The sequence below is a fragment of the Enterococcus sp. 6D12_DIV0197 genome, from assembly GCF_002174385.1.
Taxonomy (GTDB): domain Bacteria; phylum Bacillota; class Bacilli; order Lactobacillales; family Enterococcaceae; genus Enterococcus_D; species Enterococcus_D casseliflavus.
The window spans coordinates 112,488-130,749 of the sequence record NZ_NIBN01000001.1; the positions used below are offsets into that span (position 1 = coordinate 112,488).

General features: G+C 45.3%; 21 protein-coding genes and 1 riboswitch. Of the genes, 4 read left to right on the top strand and 17 right to left on the bottom strand.

Features of this window, described 5'->3' with window-relative positions; all coding sequences use genetic code 11:
* Positions 1 to 3: 3 nt before the first annotated feature.
* Positions 4 to 720 (bottom strand): class A sortase, encoded by a 717-nt coding sequence (locus A5867_RS00470; RefSeq protein ID WP_005230283.1) that lies wholly within the window; start codon positions 718 to 720, stop codon positions 4 to 6.
* Between the two features lie 231 nt (positions 721 to 951).
* On the opposite strand from A5867_RS00470, the gene A5867_RS00475 reads away from it, so the two are divergent.
* A complete protein-coding gene (locus A5867_RS00475) occupies positions 952 to 1,740 on the top strand; it encodes a hypothetical protein (RefSeq protein ID WP_005230281.1) in 789 nt (262 codons plus the stop codon).
* A gap of 55 nt (positions 1,741 to 1,795) precedes the next feature.
* Here the strand turns inward: A5867_RS00475 and thiT are convergent, their stop codons facing one another.
* From thiT to A5867_RS00510, 7 genes are all read right to left on the bottom strand, one after another.
* On the bottom strand, positions 1,796 to 2,368 hold the full coding sequence (gene thiT / locus A5867_RS00480) for an energy-coupled thiamine transporter ThiT (protein ID WP_015510621.1): 573 nt from the start codon (positions 2,366 to 2,368) through the stop codon (positions 1,796 to 1,798).
* Between the two features lie 52 nt (positions 2,369 to 2,420).
* Positions 2,421 to 2,522, bottom strand: a riboswitch (TPP riboswitch).
* Between the two features lie 181 nt (positions 2,523 to 2,703).
* Positions 2,704 to 3,678 carry a ribose-phosphate diphosphokinase gene (locus A5867_RS00485; protein ID WP_005230276.1) on the bottom strand — a complete coding sequence of 325 codons (975 nt, stop codon included), beginning with the start codon at positions 3,676 to 3,678 and terminating at the stop codon, positions 2,704 to 2,706.
* 115 nt (positions 3,679 to 3,793) lie between these two features.
* The gene (glmU, locus tag A5867_RS00490; protein ID WP_005230274.1) at positions 3,794 to 5,167 is read right to left on the bottom strand and encodes a bifunctional UDP-N-acetylglucosamine diphosphorylase/glucosamine-1-phosphate N-acetyltransferase GlmU; all 1,374 of its coding nucleotides are present in this window, start codon (positions 5,165 to 5,167) and stop codon (positions 3,794 to 3,796) included.
* 178 nt (positions 5,168 to 5,345) lie between these two features.
* Positions 5,346 to 6,170: a pur operon repressor gene (gene purR, locus A5867_RS00495; RefSeq protein ID WP_005230273.1), complete on the bottom strand. Its 825-nt coding sequence runs from the start codon at positions 6,168 to 6,170 to the stop codon at positions 5,346 to 5,348.
* Between the two features lie 151 nt (positions 6,171 to 6,321).
* Positions 6,322 to 7,152: a metal ABC transporter permease gene (locus tag A5867_RS00500; protein WP_005230272.1), complete on the bottom strand. Its 831-nt coding sequence runs from the start codon at positions 7,150 to 7,152 to the stop codon at positions 6,322 to 6,324.
* The gene (locus tag A5867_RS00505) at positions 7,125 to 7,805 is read right to left on the bottom strand and encodes a metal ABC transporter ATP-binding protein (RefSeq protein WP_005232967.1); all 681 of its coding nucleotides are present in this window, start codon (positions 7,803 to 7,805) and stop codon (positions 7,125 to 7,127) included. Before A5867_RS00505 ends, A5867_RS00500 begins: the two co-directional genes overlap by 28 nt.
* Before the next feature lie 12 nt (positions 7,806 to 7,817).
* Positions 7,818 to 8,777 (bottom strand): metal ABC transporter substrate-binding protein, encoded by a 960-nt coding sequence (locus A5867_RS00510; RefSeq protein ID WP_034696266.1) that lies wholly within the window; start codon positions 8,775 to 8,777, stop codon positions 7,818 to 7,820.
* A 306-nt stretch (positions 8,778 to 9,083) separates the two neighbouring features.
* Here A5867_RS00510 and A5867_RS00515 point away from each other — a divergent pair, with 306 nt between their 5' ends.
* The gene (locus tag A5867_RS00515) at positions 9,084 to 9,263 is read left to right on the top strand and encodes a hypothetical protein (RefSeq protein ID WP_005230269.1); all 180 of its coding nucleotides are present in this window, start codon (positions 9,084 to 9,086) and stop codon (positions 9,261 to 9,263) included.
* A 172-nt stretch (positions 9,264 to 9,435) separates the two neighbouring features.
* Here A5867_RS00515 and ispE read toward each other — a convergent pair whose 3' ends face one another.
* A complete protein-coding gene (gene ispE / locus A5867_RS00520; RefSeq protein WP_034858541.1) occupies positions 9,436 to 10,287 on the bottom strand; it encodes a 4-(cytidine 5'-diphospho)-2-C-methyl-D-erythritol kinase in 852 nt (283 codons plus the stop codon).
* A gap of 174 nt (positions 10,288 to 10,461) precedes the next feature.
* On the opposite strand from ispE, the gene A5867_RS00525 reads away from it, so the two are divergent.
* Entirely contained in the window at positions 10,462 to 10,869 is a 408-nt protein-coding gene (locus tag A5867_RS00525) for an Hsp20/alpha crystallin family protein (RefSeq protein WP_005230267.1), read from the top strand.
* 56 nt (positions 10,870 to 10,925) lie between these two features.
* Here the strand turns inward: A5867_RS00525 and A5867_RS00530 are convergent, their stop codons facing one another.
* From A5867_RS00530 to A5867_RS00545, 3 genes are all read right to left on the bottom strand, one after another.
* The gene (locus A5867_RS00530) at positions 10,926 to 11,681 is read right to left on the bottom strand and encodes a DUF6681 family protein (RefSeq protein ID WP_060791862.1); all 756 of its coding nucleotides are present in this window, start codon (positions 11,679 to 11,681) and stop codon (positions 10,926 to 10,928) included.
* 8 nt (positions 11,682 to 11,689) lie between these two features.
* Positions 11,690 to 12,133 (bottom strand): hypothetical protein, encoded by a 444-nt coding sequence (locus tag A5867_RS00535; protein WP_074934244.1) that lies wholly within the window; start codon positions 12,131 to 12,133, stop codon positions 11,690 to 11,692.
* Positions 12,134 to 12,315: 182 nt separating this feature from the next.
* A complete protein-coding gene (locus A5867_RS00545) occupies positions 12,316 to 12,867 on the bottom strand; it encodes a hypothetical protein (RefSeq protein WP_081117075.1) in 552 nt (183 codons plus the stop codon).
* A 124-nt stretch (positions 12,868 to 12,991) separates the two neighbouring features.
* Between A5867_RS00545 and A5867_RS00550 the strand changes: the two genes are divergently transcribed.
* Positions 12,992 to 13,504, top strand: coding sequence for a type 1 glutamine amidotransferase domain-containing protein (locus A5867_RS00550; RefSeq protein WP_010748853.1), 513 nt, complete (start codon positions 12,992 to 12,994; stop codon positions 13,502 to 13,504).
* Between the two features lie 134 nt (positions 13,505 to 13,638).
* Here A5867_RS00550 and A5867_RS00555 read toward each other — a convergent pair whose 3' ends face one another.
* The 5 genes from A5867_RS00555 to A5867_RS00575 form a co-directional block, all read right to left on the bottom strand.
* A complete protein-coding gene (locus tag A5867_RS00555) occupies positions 13,639 to 13,938 on the bottom strand; it encodes a hypothetical protein (protein WP_015510628.1) in 300 nt (99 codons plus the stop codon).
* 175 nt (positions 13,939 to 14,113) lie between these two features.
* Complete coding sequence (locus A5867_RS00560; protein WP_087626670.1) at positions 14,114 to 15,262, bottom strand: mannitol-1-phosphate 5-dehydrogenase; 1,149 nt, start codon at positions 15,260 to 15,262, stop codon at positions 14,114 to 14,116.
* 22 nt (positions 15,263 to 15,284) lie between these two features.
* On the bottom strand, positions 15,285 to 15,722 hold the full coding sequence (locus A5867_RS00565; protein WP_005230254.1) for a PTS sugar transporter subunit IIA: 438 nt from the start codon (positions 15,720 to 15,722) through the stop codon (positions 15,285 to 15,287).
* Positions 15,723 to 15,737: 15 nt separating this feature from the next.
* A complete protein-coding gene (locus tag A5867_RS00570) occupies positions 15,738 to 17,510 on the bottom strand; it encodes a PTS mannitol transporter subunit IICBA (RefSeq protein ID WP_087626671.1) in 1,773 nt (590 codons plus the stop codon).
* A 314-nt stretch (positions 17,511 to 17,824) separates the two neighbouring features.
* Positions 17,825 to 18,259, bottom strand: coding sequence for a PTS sugar transporter subunit IIA (locus A5867_RS00575; RefSeq protein ID WP_005232954.1), 435 nt, complete (start codon positions 18,257 to 18,259; stop codon positions 17,825 to 17,827).
* Positions 18,260 to 18,262: the final 3 nt, after the last annotated feature.

Consider the following 18,262-nt stretch of genomic DNA (forward strand, 5'->3'; position numbering starts at 1 on the left):
TGATTAAAATGTTCGTTGTGCCATGTTGAATGCCGCCAGCATCTCATCCGTTGCTTCGTCGACAGGCGTTACAGATTCCAGATCACCTTGGATCACACGACGGGTGACACCGCCCATTTCGCCACAGGTGATCAGCGTGATCATTTTACGGCCTTCCACTTCGTCAAGCAAATAGACATCGGTCGGGTCGACCCGCACAGAAGAAGTCGCGGTATACGTGTAAATATTTTCCAGATCGGTCACATAGATAGCCGCTCCGATGGCGACATCATCCAATGGCGTAAACAAAAGCTCTGGCGATTGAGCGCGATGGCTGGCTAGTGCGTAATTGCCTTCCCCCATTTTTTGGGTGGGACTTAACGTACCAGCACCATACAGCAAGGCCTCGTTGGCCAAGCCTTTAAAAATCGGCAGATTGATCCCCACACTAGGAACCGCCACGCCGCCGATCACTGGCAAGGCTTTGTTGCTCAGCTGCGCCCGTAAGACTGCTTCTGAACTCGCCGGCTCCACGGCATCAAAATCAAAGGTCGCTTCCGCTTCCATATTTTTTTCCACATCACTGCGATCAATGGTGCCGACTGCGTAAGCTTCACCCGTTTGTTTAATAAAATAATTTTTGATTTGATTATTAAAAATCAATGCTAAACCAATCAATAACAGCAAAAGCAAAAAGAGATTGCTCAGCCAATTTGAAAGTCTGCGTTTCTTTTTTCTCATAGGTTTTCGTCTCCATTAGTTTCTTCTTTTATCATACCAAAATCCTCATAAAGACGCCAATTTTGGCCAGTTTTTTTACGAAAAGACAAGATTTGCCTTTTTTTGTCGAAAAAGGGAACTTAAAAATTGTTTTTTCTGTTATTTTGTAATATAACTTTAAACGAAAAGATACAAGCAATTTTCAGCGCTTTGTTGTAGAATGAACTTAGTATATAGGAGGGATCGATCGGCATGTCTAACACGATTTACGTACATATTGATACAACCAGCAATGCCGTCTTGACCCGCGGGCTTGCCCCCCAAGATTTTAACAAGAGCATCGTCCATCAGCCCAAGAATTTGCTCTTGCTTGATCCTTCCAGTGATTTCGGCGAATTCGACGGTCATACGGGCTTAAAAGTGATACGCGGAATGGAAGACGTCCAACTGTTTTTTCAGCAGATCAACAAAGGTCGTGTTGCCGAAGAAATGAAGTGGATCGATTTTAATGATTACGAGATGGTCAAAGAATTGACGCCTTTAGAGATCTCCGAGTTGTTATATTTTGGCCACATGAAGACACACCTCCACTCCCCTTTCTTTTACAAACTGCAAAATAACTTTGTTTTCTTTGACTTAAAAGATGCACGTTCCCGCGTTTATTATCGCTATTTAGATGAATATTATCGGATCTTGGCGGATCGGATCACCCGCATCGTCTTAGAAAAAATCAATGATCGCCTCTCCTTTTTTAAAAAAGCAACACCGGTGGAAAAGCTCGATTTTAATTTGCTGAAAGAATTGCGGGGAATCATGCAAGAAGGCATCGTCTTTTGTCTGACACAAGAACAATTGATCGACAGAACCTATACGATCCCGATCTATCTGTCAGAAGATGCTGGCTTAAAAAACACGCTGGTCAATCAAAAAGAGCTGGATCAAATCGCTGTTTTACGCTATTCAGCCAGCAAAAAAAGCTGGTCGTTGGAAATCGACCAAGAAGATCTAGCGTTTGGCTTTATCGACAAAAAAATGTCTTGATGCTTCTCTTTCTCAAAGAGCCTCAAGACATTTTTTGATGGTTCCATTTCTAAAACTAAGCTTTCGGGACAAATAATTTCGGGGCTGCCTTGACTAAGAGTCCTAGGACGACCCCTACATAAACGATATTGATAATGACCGATGATCCATTAAAGATCAAGGAATACAGATACGGACTTTGTCCTGGCGGTGCGTACATTCCCCAGACAAAGACCCCAGCCCAATAATGCCAAAACCAACGGCTGATCACCGCCACGATGCCCCCTAAGACGACATACCACGTAACGGTTTTGCTGTTTTGACGGATCGCTTGCTGGATTTTATTAGCAAACAAGCCGCCCATCCCGCCAAAAGCAAAGGCAAAGGGGTATTCAAAGATGATCTGTGGAACGGTGATAAAGTTACGCATGGCGCTACCAATCAAAATATTCAGCAAGCCCCACATAAATCCAGCCGTCATTCCCGGCAGCACTCCGCGACGATACGAATACAAGACCAAGGGCACGAGACCTAGAGACAAGTCGATACTGGAATTGGCTGTCTGGATCGGGATATACGACAAGACGACCCCAATCGCAGCGATCATCGTTCCTTCCGTCCAGACCTGCAGCGACATTTTTCGTTTCAAAAAAAACTCCTCCTTTAGAATCATCACAATTCACAAAGGAGAAGTGTTGGACACTTCAACTCGTCACAATTCCTACGTTCGCATGATCGAAACAGGTACGAAGGGTTTAGAGTACTCTCATTCTCAGCCTTTGCAGACTCCCCTTTGTGATTAGATTCTATTTTATTTTTTGCTTGCATTTCGCAAGTCACTTTCAAGAATACCATAAATTGGTGAAAAGAAACATGACTGCGATCGTTTTTTCTAAAAACATCCTGAAACTCCTCAGAAAAAAACAGCCAATGAGCGGCTAAAGACCGACCATTGGCTGTTGTTCTCATGCTTATGAGACACGATTAAATTGATAATTTTGATTCAAACAGTGGACTGACTGGTTTGTTCTCATGGATTCGTTTGATCGCTTCGCCCATCAAGGCACCGACACTGATCTCATCGATTTTTTTCGACTTGCGGTCTTCTGGCAAGTGAATCGAATCTGTCACAACTAGATGCTCAATGGCAGAATCTTCGATCCGTTCCAAGGCAGGTCCTGACAAGACAGGGTGGGTACATGAGGCGTAAACACTTTTAGCACCTGCTTGTTTCAACGCATTCGCAGCCAATGTGATGGTACCAGCAGTATCGATCATATCGTCGATCAAGACACAAGTTTTGCCTTCAACATGACCAATGATATTCATGACTTCCGCTACGTTGGCTTTCGGACGACGTTTGTCGATGATCGCGATTGGTGACTTAAGAAACTCAGCTAATTTACGGGCACGAGTCACGCCCCCGTGGTCTGGTGAAACGACGACGACGTCATCGCCTTGAATGCCTCTTTCCAAGAAATAGTTGGCGATCAATGGTGCACCCATCAAGTGGTCAACTGGGATATCAAAGAACCCTTGAATCTGTGAGGCATGCAAATCCAGTGTAACCATGCGGTTCGCACCGGCTTTTTCGATCATGTTTGCTACAAGTTTTGCGGTGATTGGTTCTCTTGATCGCGCTTTGCGGTCTTGTCTTGCATAACCATAATAAGGCATTACTACATTGATCGTCTTCGCACTGGCGCGCTTCAAAGCATCGATCATGATCAGCAATTCCATTAAGTTATCGTTTACAGGGCTGCTGGTTGATTGAATCACGTAGACGTGGGCACCACGAATACTTTCTTCAATATTCACTTGGATTTCACCATCGCTAAATTGTTTGACTGAACACTTACCTAATTCAACACCTACTGCAGCTGCGATTTTTTCCGCCAAAGGACGATTTGAGTTCAGAGAAAAAATCTTCAATCTTGGATCAAAATAATGATTTGACATGAGAACCTCCACTTTCTTTGCGTTCATCTAGAAAAAAATGACTCCTTTTACTAGAATCTTCTTCCTAATAAATAGTAGTCATTTTTCCTTAAGAAATCAAGTCATTTCGCTATTTCTAATTTAGATAAGGCAACTTTTTCGCGTAATCCGCTTTATTTTCCTGACGGGCGCGGGCAATCGCCATACTGTGTTTAGGAATATCTTTGGTGATCGTTGAGCCAGCAGCGATCATCGTTTCCTCTTCGATGGTCAATGGCGCAACTAGATTGGAGCCAGAGCCGATAAAGCAATTGTCGCCGACAGTCGTTTTGAATTTGCTCTTGCCGTCATAATTAACAAAGACTACGCCGCAACCGACATTGATGTTTTTGCCTAAGGTCGCATCGCCAACATAAGACAAGTGTCCGACTTTGGTGCCTTCACCAATCGTCGCATTTTTGACCTCCACAAAGTTCCCGATATGGGCATGGGCCAAAATTTCCGCATGGGGACGAAGATGGGCATTGGGACCGACATCGGCGCCATCATGAATGATGCTCTCCTCGATCGTCGATGCCTTGATCGTCACTTGGTTGCCGATCTTGCTGTCTTCTATTTCAGAAGCTGCCGTAATGACACAGTCTTCTCCGATCGTCGTCTTCCCTTTGATGGTGACACCGGCTTCGATCAGAGTATCTGAGCCGATCACAACACCTTCGTCGATATAAGTCGTTGCCGGATCGATCAAGGTCACGCCATTTTGCATGTGCTGACGATTGATCCGCTGACGCATCAAGCGATTGGCTTCGGCTAAGGCGATGCGGTCATTGACTCCTAATGATTCATGAAAATCTTCGGTTTGATAAGCAGCGATGATTTTGCCGTCTTCCTTTAAGATCTCGATGATATCAGTCAAGTAGTACTCCCCTTGGGCATTGTCCGTATCTAATTTTGCCAAGGCGTCAAATAACAATTCATTATCGAAGCAATACGTCCCTGTATTGATTTCTTGGATCAGCGCTTCTTCGATCGACGCATCTTTTTGCTCAACGATTTTCTCCACGATACCGACACGATCCCGCACGATTCGGCCATAGCCTGTTGGGTCTGCCGCTTGCGCCGTTAAGATTGTCGCCGACGCATTTTTCCCTTGGTGGTAATCGAACAAGTTATTCAAGGTTTCCGTCGTCAATAACGGTGTATCCCCACTGATCACTAAGGTCGTCCCTTTTTTGCCTTTTAAAAACGATTCGGCTTGAACGACAGCATGGCCAGTACCCAATTGTTCGGCTTGTAAGGCATAGTTGGTGCGATCCCCCAGTTGCTCTTTGACCATTTCTGCCCCGTGACCGACGATCGTCACGATCTCTTCAGGATTGGTTTCCACCACTCGATTCATGATGTGCTCCACCATTGGTTTGCCACAAACAGGATGTAACACTTTATATAACTTCGATTTCATGCGCGTGCCTTTTCCAGCCGCTAAAATTATTGCAAAACGTGCGTCCACGTATTCCACTCCTATCAATCTGAACGATTTTTGTTCATTGAATTTCCTATAAACAGTTTAGCCCAAGTACTTGTAAATTTCAACGATTTAAGGAATTCCCACCTAGACCAATCAAAAAAAAGACTGGCGGCCGCCGTTTAAAAACAGCTGCTTGCGCCAGTCTAAGAGCCACAAAAAATCAGGCTTTTTTCTCAAAGTAATTTCCCGGTACTACCGAGATCGTTTTGGTCTGGGTATCGACATCTTCAACATACAGCAGAGAACTGTAATCGCTGATGGCCCGCTTGCCTTTGAATTTCGTTTCGGCAAAAACCGTAATACCGACTAATTCGGCTTCAAATTCTTCAATCAAGCTCTTCATCCCATTGACCGTGCCGCCGCCTTTCATAAAGTCATCGACCACCAATACTCTAGAGCCGCGCTTTAAGCTGCGCTTGGATAATTCCATTTTTTCGATGCGCTCTGAAGAACCAGAGACATAATTGACACTCACGGTCGAGCCTTCAGTGATCTTGGAATCACGACGCACGATCACGAAGGGAACATTCAAGTAGTAAGAGACTGCTTGAGCGATCGGCACTCCTTTAGTAGCAACGGTCATCACCGCATCGATTTGTTCGCCTAAATATTTGGAAGCGATGATGCGGCCGACTTGGCGCAGCAATTCCGGTTCGCCTAATAAGTCAGATAGATAAACATAGCCGCCAGGCAACAAACGGTCTTGCTCAGACAAGCGTTCTGCCAGCCCTTCGACGTACGCATACGCTTCTTCTTCAGAAATTTCAGGCACAAAAAAAACACCGCCAGCAGCGCCTGGCACGGTATCAAGAATGCCTGTTCCTCGTTCTTTAAAGGTCTTTTTGATAATAGATAAATCTTCGCTAATCGATGATTTTGCAGAGGCATATCGTTTAGAAAAGAAGGACAATGAAATCAATTCATGGGGATGATTCAACAAGTAATGTGTCATATCGATCAGTCGTTCACTTCGACGTATTTTCACACCGGACAACTCCTTTAGTTTATTCGCCTTATTATAAGGCTTTTTCGGGATAAATGCGAGCATTATCTAAAATATTGCTTATATTGTTCGGTTTTGATTAGAGTTTAAAAAAAAGAAACGAAAATTCTTCGTTTCTTTTTCATAAAGCCCTTTATTTTAGGCGTTGTTTTCGTTGCACGAGGATCACGATGCGTTTGATCAAATTGATCACTAAGAAAAGAGCGATAAAAACCAGCGTGATCGTCGCTCCCGGTGGTGTGTCCAAATAAAAGGAACTGGTCAAACCAGACATCATCCCAATCATGCCGATCACGACACTGATCAAAATCACGGCATTGAAGCTCTTGCCTAAACGCATACTGATGGCAGCTGGTAAAACCATGATCGCAGAGATCAACAATGCACCCGCAATCGGGATCATCATGGCGATTGCCACCCCCGTCAAGACATTAAAGAGCATCGACATCACTCGCACAGGCAAGCCATCGACATGGGCGGTATCTTCATCAAAGGTCAAAATGTACATGGGCCGTTTGAATAAGAAGAATAAAGCAAAAACGACTAAAAACAAAAAGCCTAAGATCCAGACTTGTTCTTGTGTGATCGTAACGATCGACCCAAACAAATACGATTGGATACTCGTTGCGGAGTTCCCCCCGCTAAGGTTCATCAAGACGAGGGCTAACGCTAAGCCGCCGGACATCAAAATGGCGATCGAGATCTCTGAATAACTGCGGTACAGTGTTCGCAAGTATTCCAAAATGATTGCGGCAATGACTACGATCAATAGCGTCGTCAAACTCGGATTTAGATTTAGAAAGAAGCCTAGTGCCACCCCTGCTAAAGAGACATGGGACAGCGTATCAGCCATCAATGACTGTCGCCGAATCACTAGAAAGACCCCCAGCATCGGTGCGATACCAGCAATAAAAATCGCCGCAAGAAAAGCTCTTCTCATGAATTCATATGAAAGCAACGCCATGGTGAATCCTCCTTCCGCACTAAACGGATCTGACGGTCCGCGTATTCTTTGATATCTTCATGATCATGGGTGATCATCAAAATCGACTTGCCGTGGTCATGAGCATTGTGCCGCAGCAGTTCATAAAACAGATTGCGGGATTGTTCATCCATCCCCGTAGTCGGTTCATCTAAAATAAATAAATCAGGGTCCGTGGCAAAGACCCGTGCCAAGCTGATCCGCTGCTTTTGGCCACCGGACAACTCGCCGATCCGTTTATGACGCACGTCCCACATCCCGACGGCATCTAATGCACGGCGGACATGTTCATGGTCTCGTTTCGTCAAGCGCTTGAACCAGCGATCTCTTGGGTAGCGGCCCGATTGGACCAATTCCAAAACGGTGCTGGGGAACCCGACGTTAAAGGAAGCAATCTGCTGAGGAATGTAGCCGATGCTTAATTTTTCACCAGCAGCATTTTTGGTCGCCAAGGTGACTGCTCCTTTAGAAGGTTTCAACAAACCAAGGGTTGCTTTGATCAAAGTAGATTTTGCCGCCCCATTTTCGCCAGTCAAAATCACGAATTCGCCGTCTTCGACAAAGTAGGAAATGTCTTCCAGGACGGGTTCATCATCATAATAAAAGGTCAAATCTTTTACATCGATATAACGCACGCAGGCGCCTCCTTAGTGAATACTTTTTTGTAATGCTGCCAAATTGTCTTCCATTACAGACAGGTATGTTTCGCCGTTATCCATCTGCTCTTGCGTCAAGCTTTCTAATGGATTCAAGACCGCCAGCTCCACTCCTGTTTCAGACGCTAAGGTCTCAGCCACCTTCGATGACGCGTTTTCTTCAAAATAGATAACTTTGACTTGTTTTTCTTCTACATATTCTTTCAGCTCAGCCAACCGACTTGGCGTTGGTTCTTGATCGGGTGAAATGCCCGAAATCGATTCTTCGACTAAATCATACTGCCGTGCCAAATAGCCAAAGGCTGCGTGCTGCGTAACGAAGGTTCGTTGGGTCGCATCCTTTAACGCCGCTTGGTAGGCTTCATCTAAAGCAGAAAGCTTTTCGATATAGGCAGCTGCATTTTCCGTGAAAGTTGCCTTTTGCTCAGGAAACTTCGCAATCAAGTCATCGCGGATCGTTTCTACTTCTTGGATCGCTAAGACTGGGTCGGTCCAAACATGAGGATCGTACGTATGATCATGGCCTTCATGGCTGTCTTCGCTTTCGTGATCATGCGCGTCATGATCTTCCTCCTCTGTGCCTTCCACCAACTGAATGTTTTTGGCCGCTTCGATCACGGCTGTTTGCTCAGGATCGACGGAATCCGTCAAACTAGCGACCCAAGTTTCTAGCTCAGGACTATTGTAGACAAAGGCATCTGCATCCATGATTTTGGTCATATCTTTGGCACTTGGCTCATAGTCATGGGGTTCGGTTCCTGCAGGGATCAACAAGGAGACCTCTGCTGCGTCGCCTACGACTTCTTTCGTAAATTCGTACATTGGATAAAACGTCGTGACGATCGACAGCTTCTCGGTGTCACTCGATTGGCTTGTCGCTTCTTGCTGCCCACAAGCGCCAAGAAGCACGCCCCCTAAAAGGAGTGCTGTAGTAAGTAAGATTTTTTTCATCGGGATTTCCCCTTCCATTTGCTGGCTCTTCTTTTTATTTTAAAACGGAACAACTCCGTTTTGTTAGCAAAAGTTACTCTATCAAATGATTTCCGGTTCGTCAAGACAAATCGTACGTTTTACGATTTAAAACTTTTATTTCGAGATAAATCGGAAAACATAGGAGAAAACGTTCATTTGAAGCGGATTCTTCTCTCAGGAACTTAGCCATATTTTACACCATTCGCCATGCGCCCCTGCTGTACCAGCTTGAAAAATTAGAGAGTATGTAGGATAATAACCTAAAAGCACTTGGAGGAAACGAAGATGAACGAATTTGTAACTGTGCCGCCAACTGTAAACAACAGCGACTTGTTGACTCGAATCGTCTTACCAGAAGATCCTGCATCGCAGCAAACCGAAGAAATCCGCAAAACGATCGACAAACCATTGTATGAAGAAGACAAAAAGAAAAAATCCGCAAAGAAGCAGCACCAAAAAGAATAGCCTTTGCTTTACGTAAAGAATCAGACCCCGCCGCCTTATTTTCGTCGGGGACTTTTTTTGTAGGGCAGCTTCTAGATGCTTCCTTCCCCACTTCAGCTGCCTTTTTCTTTACTATTGAAATAGAAGGCATACAAAAAAACACAGGCGAATTCAGCCTGTGTCCTTGACTCATTCATTTCAATGTACGTACAAGATAAACCTCATCGCAGAATCCTTTTAAGGCATTATAGACCCGCTGTGCCCGCGAATATTTTTGACAAAGAGCAAAGACAGTCGGTCCGCTGCCGGTCATCAAGGCAACATCGGCACCATATTTCATCATGCGATCTTTGATCTGTTGGACGATCGGATACTTCGGGATCGTGATGGCTTCTAGGCTATTGCCCATGGCAGCGATCATTGCTGGATAATCTTCGGCTAAGACGGCGGCCGACAATGCCGCGATATCTGGATGGTGCAGTTGGTCTAGCTCAACTTCTTGAAAGATTTTCCCCGTTGAAACACTCAAACGAGGTTTAACCAAGATGACCCAACATTGCGGCATCGGCCGCAGCGGCGTCACCAGCTCCCCTTTTCCTGCAATGTGGGAAGTGGTCCCATAAAGACAATAGGGAACATCGGTGCCGACTTCCATACCAATATCGATCAGCTCTGCCATGGAAAGGTCTAAATGCCAGAGGCGAACCATCCCCCGCAGCGCTGCCGCACAATCCGTACTGCCCCCACCTAACCCAGCTGCCACCGGGATATTCTTGGTGATGCGGATACGGATGCCTTTTTTTATGCCGTAGCGTTTTTTTAAGATACTGGCGGCTTGATAGACATTATTGCGTTTGTCGATCGGCAAAAAGGCTTTGTTGGTTTCTATAATGATCTTATCTTCTGCTATCTCTTCCATTATCAGACGGTCGGCTAGATCAACACTAGACATCACCATTTCCAACTCATGGTAGCCGTCTGTTCTTTTCTCTAACACATCGAGACCGAGGTTGATCTTAGCTGGCGCTTTTTCAATAATCTCCATCTTCATTCATCCAATCATCTGATAGTTATTTAGTTCTATCATAGCAGATTCTTATAAGATAGTTGAGTGATTTCTCTTGTTTTTATGATTGTTGCCATTTTGGTTGCCCTTTGGCTTGGTTCCTCGTAAAATAGAAGTACCAACTCAATAGATAAAAGAAAGCGGGGGAACCACATGGCAAATTTGATTCCAAGAGATTTCGCAGGCGGCGAAGAACTATTAGGCAAATTAATGAACAGTTTTTGGCAAGAACGGCAAATGAATACGGACATTAAAGAGTACGAAGACAAGTATCTCGTTCAAGCAGATTTACCCGGCATCAAGAAAGAAAACATCCGCGTCAGTTACGTCAACAACACGCTGACGATTTCAGCGGCTCAAACAGAGACCACGGAAACCGAGGAGGATTTCGGACATTATTTGCGCAAAGAACGCTCTAGCAGTGCCTATCAACGGACCTTCACCATCACAGACATTGATGACGAGTCCATTAAAGCAGTGTTTGAAGACGGCGTTTTGACCCTGACGTTACCAAAAGCCAGCTACAAAGATGCACCCGCAAAAAATATCCCGATCGAATAACCGAGATACCAAAAAGGCAGTCCCTTCAGAGAACGCTCTGGGGGAACTGCCTTTTCTTATTTGCGTGCTTGTCGTCGATACGCCTGTCTTGAGGTCTGTGGTTCTTCTTCAGAAATCTCTTTTTTGACGTACAATTTCAAACTGTATGGTTCATGGTATTTTACATCATTTTTGACAAAATCACCGCCAGTGATAAATAAGCCCACTGGTTCTAAGGGCTGTTTGCCTGTCCATTGGATCGTGCCGACTTTCGTCATCTCCGTGTAGCTAGTACCGATCTGCAATGCGTACTCATTTTCCCCTTGCTGTTTGACAAAATAGTAAGGATACAAGGTGTTTTTCGGGATCGTAAAGCCGTTGGATGACGGTTTGATCGCCAATTCTTCTTGAGCGATCAAGGTCTGCAAATGATTCGCCAATACCAGCTGATAGTCTTCTTCAAAATGGATCACCGCTTTTTCAGTCGTCAAACGATCAATGTCGGTGGTGCTGATGGTTTCTCCTTCAATATTGAAGACTTCGTCTGGTAAAACTTTGACAAAGGCCTGAGTGACATCGAACTTCATATTTTTGTTTAAGAAATAATAGAAGATATTCAGTACCCAGAAGTAGACTAAGACCAAAAAGCCGACCGTATAAAGGATCGCTTGAAAATAGTTTTGGTTCGCAAACATCCCGTAGACGATCCGCAAAATATACGCCGTTGGAATGATACTGAGGATGGTATAGGCACGGTTCAAATATTTAGGACTGATATCGAGATAGCCCAAAAATTTATGGATGCCGTTGATTAAATCTAAAATAAGAGTCATTTTCTCACCTACTCATTTCCTTGATTCTCATCCATGATCCCTTGTGGATCTGGCGTGGTCTCTTCACTTGAAGAAGGTGTTTCCTGATTGTTTTCCGATGGTGCTGGTGAAACATTGGCATCGCTTGATGGCGTCGTTTCTGCAGGCACCGAAGAAGACGGAGTCGTTGCTGGTGTTGCTGGTTCACTGCTGGATGACGGTGTTGTCTGCTGGTCATCGTTCGTCGGTTGTGAGTCCGTGCTAGCAGGTGTCTGATTTTGACTGTCTTCAGTCATCGAAGAGGGTGTGCTTTCACTTGGTACTTGTTCGGTCGTTTCTGTCGTCTCTGTCGTTTCCGTCGCACGACTTGGTTGGCGGTAGCTGCCTGAATTCACCACGCCGGTGGCAGTGGCAATGATCGTTGATATCGTTAAAAGTGCAATTGGTTTTAAAATAGGCGGGACTTTTCGCATGATTCTCATCCTTTTCTTACCCGATGTTGCCCATTGGCAGCCTCGGTTCCTTCAGCCTCTTCTTACCTTTATAATCGTTTCTGACAAAAGGGTCAAGATTCCAGAGGCTTCTGTCGCAGGATTTAAAAAAAACTAAACATGTAACTGTTTTCACAAAAAAACAACGACGGCAGTTGCCGCCGCTACACAAGGTATTCATAAAACTTTTCAAAGGTCAATCGCAACGTGCCATGGTAATCCCGTAAAAGGGCGGGCAAGGCGATCACTTCTTCATGTTGGATCGGGGCATCGATTTGGATCACCGCTTCTTCCTCATCCAGATAATAAGAACTAAACAGTTCATCATCTGCGACTTCTTCTAGCTGATTGGTCAGCTCCTCATAAAACTTTTCTACGATCGGTTCTGCCAACTCATCAAAGACTGGCTGCAAGGCTGCTTCTACAGCTGGAAACGGCTGCGCGAGTAATTGCTGTCCGCTGAGGGAATGGCGGGTATTCTCATAGGTCAAATAAAGCAGGTCGAAATAATCCTCTTCTTCCCCGATCGCTTCTAGCGTCAAAAGGGCTTTTTCTACCAATGAAACCAAGGCCGAGGATACCTCCTGATGCATCACGGCATCAACTTTTTCAAATAATTGCTGTTTCTCGATGACAAATGTTTCTTCCATAAAAGTGAATTCCGCTTTTTCAAAGCAAAGGGGGGTATCAGAGATAAATAGTTGGATCGTTGCCATGGCGTTGCCTTCTTTCTTTTTCAAGCTGCGGACAAACAGATGATTTGTCAACAGCGAAAATCTTCGTTAGCATAAATAATAGCAGGTGAACAAATTGTTCATCAAGTAATAAGGAGGAGATCGAATGAGTAAAGTTGCTGTTATTGTCACTGATCTAGTTGAAGATGTTGAGTTGACGTCACCAAAAGAAGCACTGGAAGCGGCTGGACACGAAGTAGTCGTTATTAGTAATGAAGGCGCCGAGACCGTCGAAGGCAAACAAGGTGGAACATTTACCGTCGATGCGACCATCGATACGATCGATCCTGCAAGTTTTGATGCTTTGTTGATCCCAGGCGGTTTCTCCCCTGACCAATTACGGACCGATGAGCGCTATGTGTCATTGACGAAAGACTTTTTGACATCTGATCGTCCCGTCTTTGCCATTTGCCACGGCCCACAACTGTTTATCCAAACAGGACTGACAAAAGATTTGACCTTGACGGCTTATGATTCTGTGCGACCAGATTTAGCCTACGCAGGTGCCACCGTCAAAGATGAGCCCGTCGTGATCGACGAAACCTATCGGTTGATCACCAGCCGAAACCCAGATGACCTAGATGCCTTCAATCAAGCCATTACCGAGGCATTGAACTAACCACGAATAAGACTTGGTTTCTTAGAGAAAAAAGCCGCCAGTTGCAGCGTTCGATCCTTCGTATCGATCGAGCTGCAGCTGAGCGGTTTTTTCTTGCGTAGCTTTTCAGTTTTCAGTGAATGGCTCTTTCCCCGTTACTCGTCAGAGGGCAGCTCAAAACCATCGAAAGTCTCGCCATCATAGTAGCGCAATAATTCTTCCGTCGATAATAAGGAAGACGTCATTTCTTCCTGTGTCTCATTGGCCTCTCGAAGTTGGGCAAGGTAAGCCGCATAGGCTTCTGCCAACTGCCGATAAACAGCTTGCCGCGAAGTTCCTTCTGCTTGGATCGTCGGCAATTCACGGATAAAGGCCCGATAGACGGGGCGGTTTTCCTGCCATTCGATCGGCAACTCAATTACTTGAAGCTGGGCTTCTTCAAACCATCGTTCCATCGCTCTCCCTCATTTCTTTTCTTATTATCGTCAAGTTAGCAGCAAAGGTCAATCGGTGAGCAAAAAAACACAGAACAAGCGTTGAAAGAAATTGCCACATCCGCAAAAGCTCGCTTGTTGGGCTCGCTTTTACGGATGCGGCAATTTATCTGCTTGTTCTGTGTGTTACTCGTTTTTATGCGGCAACATACGCATATTTTTCAATGTTTTGTCGGATCGTTTCAATCATGTCTTTATCTTGTAAGCCAGTGATTTCCGCAATGACTTCCGGTAGTGATTTTTCATCCAAAAGTGCTTGCAATTGTTGGCTTTGCTCATCTTCAGGGTCTTTGTAGTTGAAGATCATGCCAATCGTTTCATAGAGATGATCTGGCTGCATGTTGCGTTTTTCTAACTCAAGGACTGGTCGGATAAAGCGTTCTTCGGTTCCTAATTTGCGGACAGGTGTCCGTGCCACCCGTGTGATAGCATCGGAAATGTGTTTGTTTTTAAAGCGTTGGATGATTTTTTCGATATACCGTTCATGTTCTTCAGGATCAAAAGCCCACTTCTCAATTAAAAGCCGCCCAGTTTCTTCGAGAACGGATTTTAATTGGATAACCACTAAATGGTCCTGCATCGCTTCATCGATCGTCTGATAGCCTTGGAGGGCGCCTGTGTACGCTACCGTAGCATGACCCGTATTGACACTGAATAATTTCCGTTCAATGTACGGTTCCAGGTCCGCCACATAATGGACCCCTTGCAGATGGATCGAGGATTTCATCCCTGACTCTTGGATCACCCATTCGCAAAAAGGTTCTACTTGAACGAATAAGGGATCTTCATGGTGTTGCAGCGGTACGATGCGGTCCACCGCTGCATCTGGAAAACCAACCGTCGCTTCTAACGCGGACCAATCCGCAACGTATTTTTTCACTTCGCTTTTTAAAAAGGTCGATCCGCCGATCATGTTCTCACAGGCGATCACATCAATGGCTGGCTTGTCTGGGTATTGTTGACGTGCTTCTAAGCCTTTGGCGATCAGCTCAGCGATATGCGGCAAAATGTTGGGACCAATGGCAGTCGTAAGGATGTCTGCCTCGGCGATCGCTTGGATCACCGCTTCTGGTTCTTTGGCATTGTTCAATCCCGTCACATGCTCGATGTGGATCTGTTCTTGGGTCTCATCGGCTAATTCGATCGTGTACCCTTGTCTTGCTTTTAAGGCGTCAATGATCGTTTCATTGACATCAATAAATGTGATTTCAAAGTTGTTGGCAGCCAATATCTCGCCGATAAAGCCGCGACCAATATTACCTGCACCAAAGTGAACTGCCTTCATGTCTTGTCTCCTCCTTAAATCCTTATGCTACGGTCAAACTTTGGGCGATTTCTTCTTTATCTAAGGCATCCGCCAATTCGACAACGTTATCGATATCGCTGCAAAAGAGGGCGATTTGTTGGACCAATTGCAGGTGATCTTCCCCTTTGCCCGCGATGCCGAAAAGGACGGTGACGATTTTTTCTTCGTCCGCGGTACCGAAATTCACGCCATCAGGTACTTGCACGATACAGATACCAGATTTTTTGACGTATTTTTTGGCTTCATCCGTGCCGTGAGGAATCGCAATAAAGTTCCCCATATAGACTGAGAGCATCTCGTCACGCTCAAGCATGGCTTCGACGTATTCTTTTTCCACACAGCCTGCCGCCAGCAATTTTTCGCCGCAGTAACGAATGGCTTCTTCTTTGGTCGCAAATTGTTTGTTCAATTCAATCATGTCTTTTTCTAATACTTGCATTCGGCTCATCCTTTCTTAATTCGCTGCTTTGATCGATGCTACGATCCGTTGATAGTTCGTCGTTCCCATCAAATTATTGACAGATAGGTGGATCGCTTCTGGCGCTGACGTTTGCGCTTGCGGCGTTAGGGCTTCTTTTGTGATCACCAGTGAAGAGGCGTTGGCATGGAGATCATTGATATGGCTTTTTCTGATTGGCATCGTCAGAGCTTCTTTGGCTAAAAGATCTTGGAAAACTTTCTGTGCCATCGTTGCCGAACCTTTGCGATCATCGTGGGCCAAAATGATTTCACTGACTTGCTTAAGGTCATTGGCGGAAGGAACATCTATCTGGTTGCCTGCTTCAGACTTTTTTGCTGTCTCCCCCGCTGTCTTAGTCCCTGACAATGTGGCTACGATTTCATCGTACCGTGGAGAGTTCAGGAAATTTTCAACCGCGACAAAGGTCGCATTTGGCGCTTTTTGTTTGGCACGTTCTTGCAATTCTTCTTGAGTGACGATCAGCGTATTGGCATCGTCCGTCAAATTGTTGATGGCGGAATTCGAGACATTTTGTGGAAGACCCGCTTCTTTGACTTTTTTACGTAAGATCGATGCCCCCATAGCACTGGAGCCCATGCCTGCATCACATGCGAAGATGATACGATTGATGCCAGTAATTGGTTGAGCCGCCAAGCCTTTTGAGCTGAGTTTAGCTGCTTGCGTTTGTTGTACTTTTTCTTCAAAATTATCCACCGTATCCTTCGCATCCGCTTTCAAGATCGCGGCAGCGACGATAAAGGACACGCCTGCTCCTACGGCAATTCCGGCTAAGACAGAAACGACACTCATCACTGAGTTGAATGGCGTCATTGCTAAGATCGCAATGATCGAACCTGGTGAAGCAGGTGCCCGTAAGCCTGCACCTAGTAATTGGAAGGTAAAGCTTCCTGATACACCGCCGGCAATCACTGCTAAGAACATCAATGGTTTCATCATGACGTATGGGAAGTAGATCTCATGGATCCCACCGATAAAGTGAATGATGATCGCTCCAGGTGCCGAAGATTTCGCTGCTCCTTTTCCGAAGAAAGTGAAGGCTAGCAAGACTCCTAAACCAGGTCCAGGATTGGCTTCTAATAAGTAAAGGATCGATTTCCCAAATTCGCTGACTTGCTCAGTACCTAATGGTGTCAAAATTCCATGGTTGATAGCATTGTTTAAGAATAAGATTTTTGCTGGTTCAATAAAGATATTGGCTAATGGAATCAAGTGGGCATTGACGATCACTTCGACCCCTGCTGCCATTGCTTCTGTCAAGGTGTTAACAACTGGCCCGATTGCTACAAAGCCCAGTAATGCTAAAGCAAAACCGATCAAACCTGATGAAAAGTTGTTGACCAACATTTCAAAGCCAGCGCGAACTTTGTCTTGGAAGATCTCGTCAAATTTCTTGATGACCCAACCGCCTAAAGGACCCATGATCATTGCACCCAATAGCATTGGGATATCCGTTCCGACGATGACCCCCATCGTTGCGATCGCCCCAACCACGGCTCCGCGGTCACCAGCAATCACTTTCCCGCCAGTATACCCGATCAAGATTGGGATCAAATACGTTAGCATTGGACCGACCATCGTTGCAAAGGCTTCATTTGGTAAATACCCATCTGGAATAAATAATGCCGTTAATACACCCCATGCAATCAATGCGCCGATATTCGGCATCACCATACTCGACAACGTACTGCCTAATTTTTGAACTTTTGCTTTGACTGATGATTTGGCTGCTTTTTGTGTCTGTTCCATTTTTTTCTCTCCTCTCGTCTGCTTACACCCTTATTGTAGGCGCTTCCCAAAAAGCTCGAAAGTCGTACTTTGGCACAAAAAACTGTGCCAAAACTTGTAGCCAAACGGATAGAACAAAAAAAAGGCGAGCAGCCCCTGCACTCGCTTATTTTTGTTATGTTTCACGTGGAGCATTTTTTTGGATTTTGCCAAAACGCAAAAAAAAACGTGTACTCACTCCTTCTACACAAGGTAGAAAGAGCAAGTACACGGAGGCAGCTCATTCACGTATTTCGTTCGCTGCTCTTGTTGCAAGCCAGTCTGCTGCTGATTGCTTATTCTTCTGCTAACAAAATCTGTTGGATCTCTTCAACCGATTCGGCATCACTAAGCGCCCGAACATTTTGCATATCAGAACAAAAAAAGGCGATTTCTTGCAAAACAGCTAATTGCTGCTCTTTTAGGACGACTACGAAAAGGATCGTAGCGATTTTGGGCTGCTCCTTCGTGCCGAAGTCAACGCCATCAGGCACTTGGATCAAAAAGAGTCCTTCTTCCTTGATCCATTGCTGGGCTTCTTCTTCCGCATGGGGCAATGCCACAAAGTTGCCGATGTAAACACCTGTTTTTTGATGGCGCCGCAAAAGGCTTTTGACATAGGGCAAGGAAACGATCTCCTGGTTGACTAAGTACTCGCCAATTTTTGTCAGAGCCTCTGTGGCATCGGTAAAGTGTTGATCCAACAAAATCCGCTCCTGTGGAATATACATCGC

Coding starts and splice junctions, on each gene's coding strand:
- A5867_RS00575 (WP_005232954.1), bottom strand. CDS start 18,259: ATGTATATTCCACAGGAGCGGATTTTGTTGGATCAACACTTTACCGAT.
- A5867_RS00545 (WP_081117075.1), bottom strand. CDS start 12,867: ATGGCAACGATCCAACTATTTATCTCTGATACCCCCCTTTGCTTTGAA.
- A5867_RS00470 (WP_005230283.1), bottom strand. CDS start 720: ATGAGAAAAAAGAAACGCAGACTTTCAAATTGGCTGAGCAATCTCTTT.
- A5867_RS00500 (WP_005230272.1), bottom strand. CDS start 7,152: ATGGCGTTGCTTTCATATGAATTCATGAGAAGAGCTTTTCTTGCGGCG.
- A5867_RS00485 (WP_005230276.1), bottom strand. CDS start 3,678: ATGTCAAATCATTATTTTGATCCAAGATTGAAGATTTTTTCTCTGAAC.
- A5867_RS00570 (WP_087626671.1), bottom strand. CDS start 17,510: ATGGAACAGACACAAAAAGCAGCCAAATCATCAGTCAAAGCAAAAGTT.
- A5867_RS00550 (WP_010748853.1), top strand. CDS start 12,992: ATGAGTAAAGTTGCTGTTATTGTCACTGATCTAGTTGAAGATGTTGAG.
- A5867_RS00560 (WP_087626670.1), bottom strand. CDS start 15,262: ATGAAGGCAGTTCACTTTGGTGCAGGTAATATTGGTCGCGGCTTTATC.
- A5867_RS00525 (WP_005230267.1), top strand. CDS start 10,462: ATGGCAAATTTGATTCCAAGAGATTTCGCAGGCGGCGAAGAACTATTA.
- A5867_RS00510 (WP_034696266.1), bottom strand. CDS start 8,777: ATGAAAAAAATCTTACTTACTACAGCACTCCTTTTAGGGGGCGTGCTT.
- A5867_RS00530 (WP_060791862.1), bottom strand. CDS start 11,681: ATGACTCTTATTTTAGATTTAATCAACGGCATCCATAAATTTTTGGGC.
- ispE (WP_034858541.1), bottom strand. CDS start 10,287: ATGGAGATTATTGAAAAAGCGCCAGCTAAGATCAACCTCGGTCTCGAT.
- A5867_RS00555 (WP_015510628.1), bottom strand. CDS start 13,938: ATGGAACGATGGTTTGAAGAAGCCCAGCTTCAAGTAATTGAGTTGCCG.
- A5867_RS00535 (WP_074934244.1), bottom strand. CDS start 12,133: ATGCGAAAAGTCCCGCCTATTTTAAAACCAATTGCACTTTTAACGATA.
- A5867_RS00565 (WP_005230254.1), bottom strand. CDS start 15,722: ATGCAAGTATTAGAAAAAGACATGATTGAATTGAACAAACAATTTGCG.
- A5867_RS00515 (WP_005230269.1), top strand. CDS start 9,084: ATGAACGAATTTGTAACTGTGCCGCCAACTGTAAACAACAGCGACTTG.
- A5867_RS00475 (WP_005230281.1), top strand. CDS start 952: ATGTCTAACACGATTTACGTACATATTGATACAACCAGCAATGCCGTC.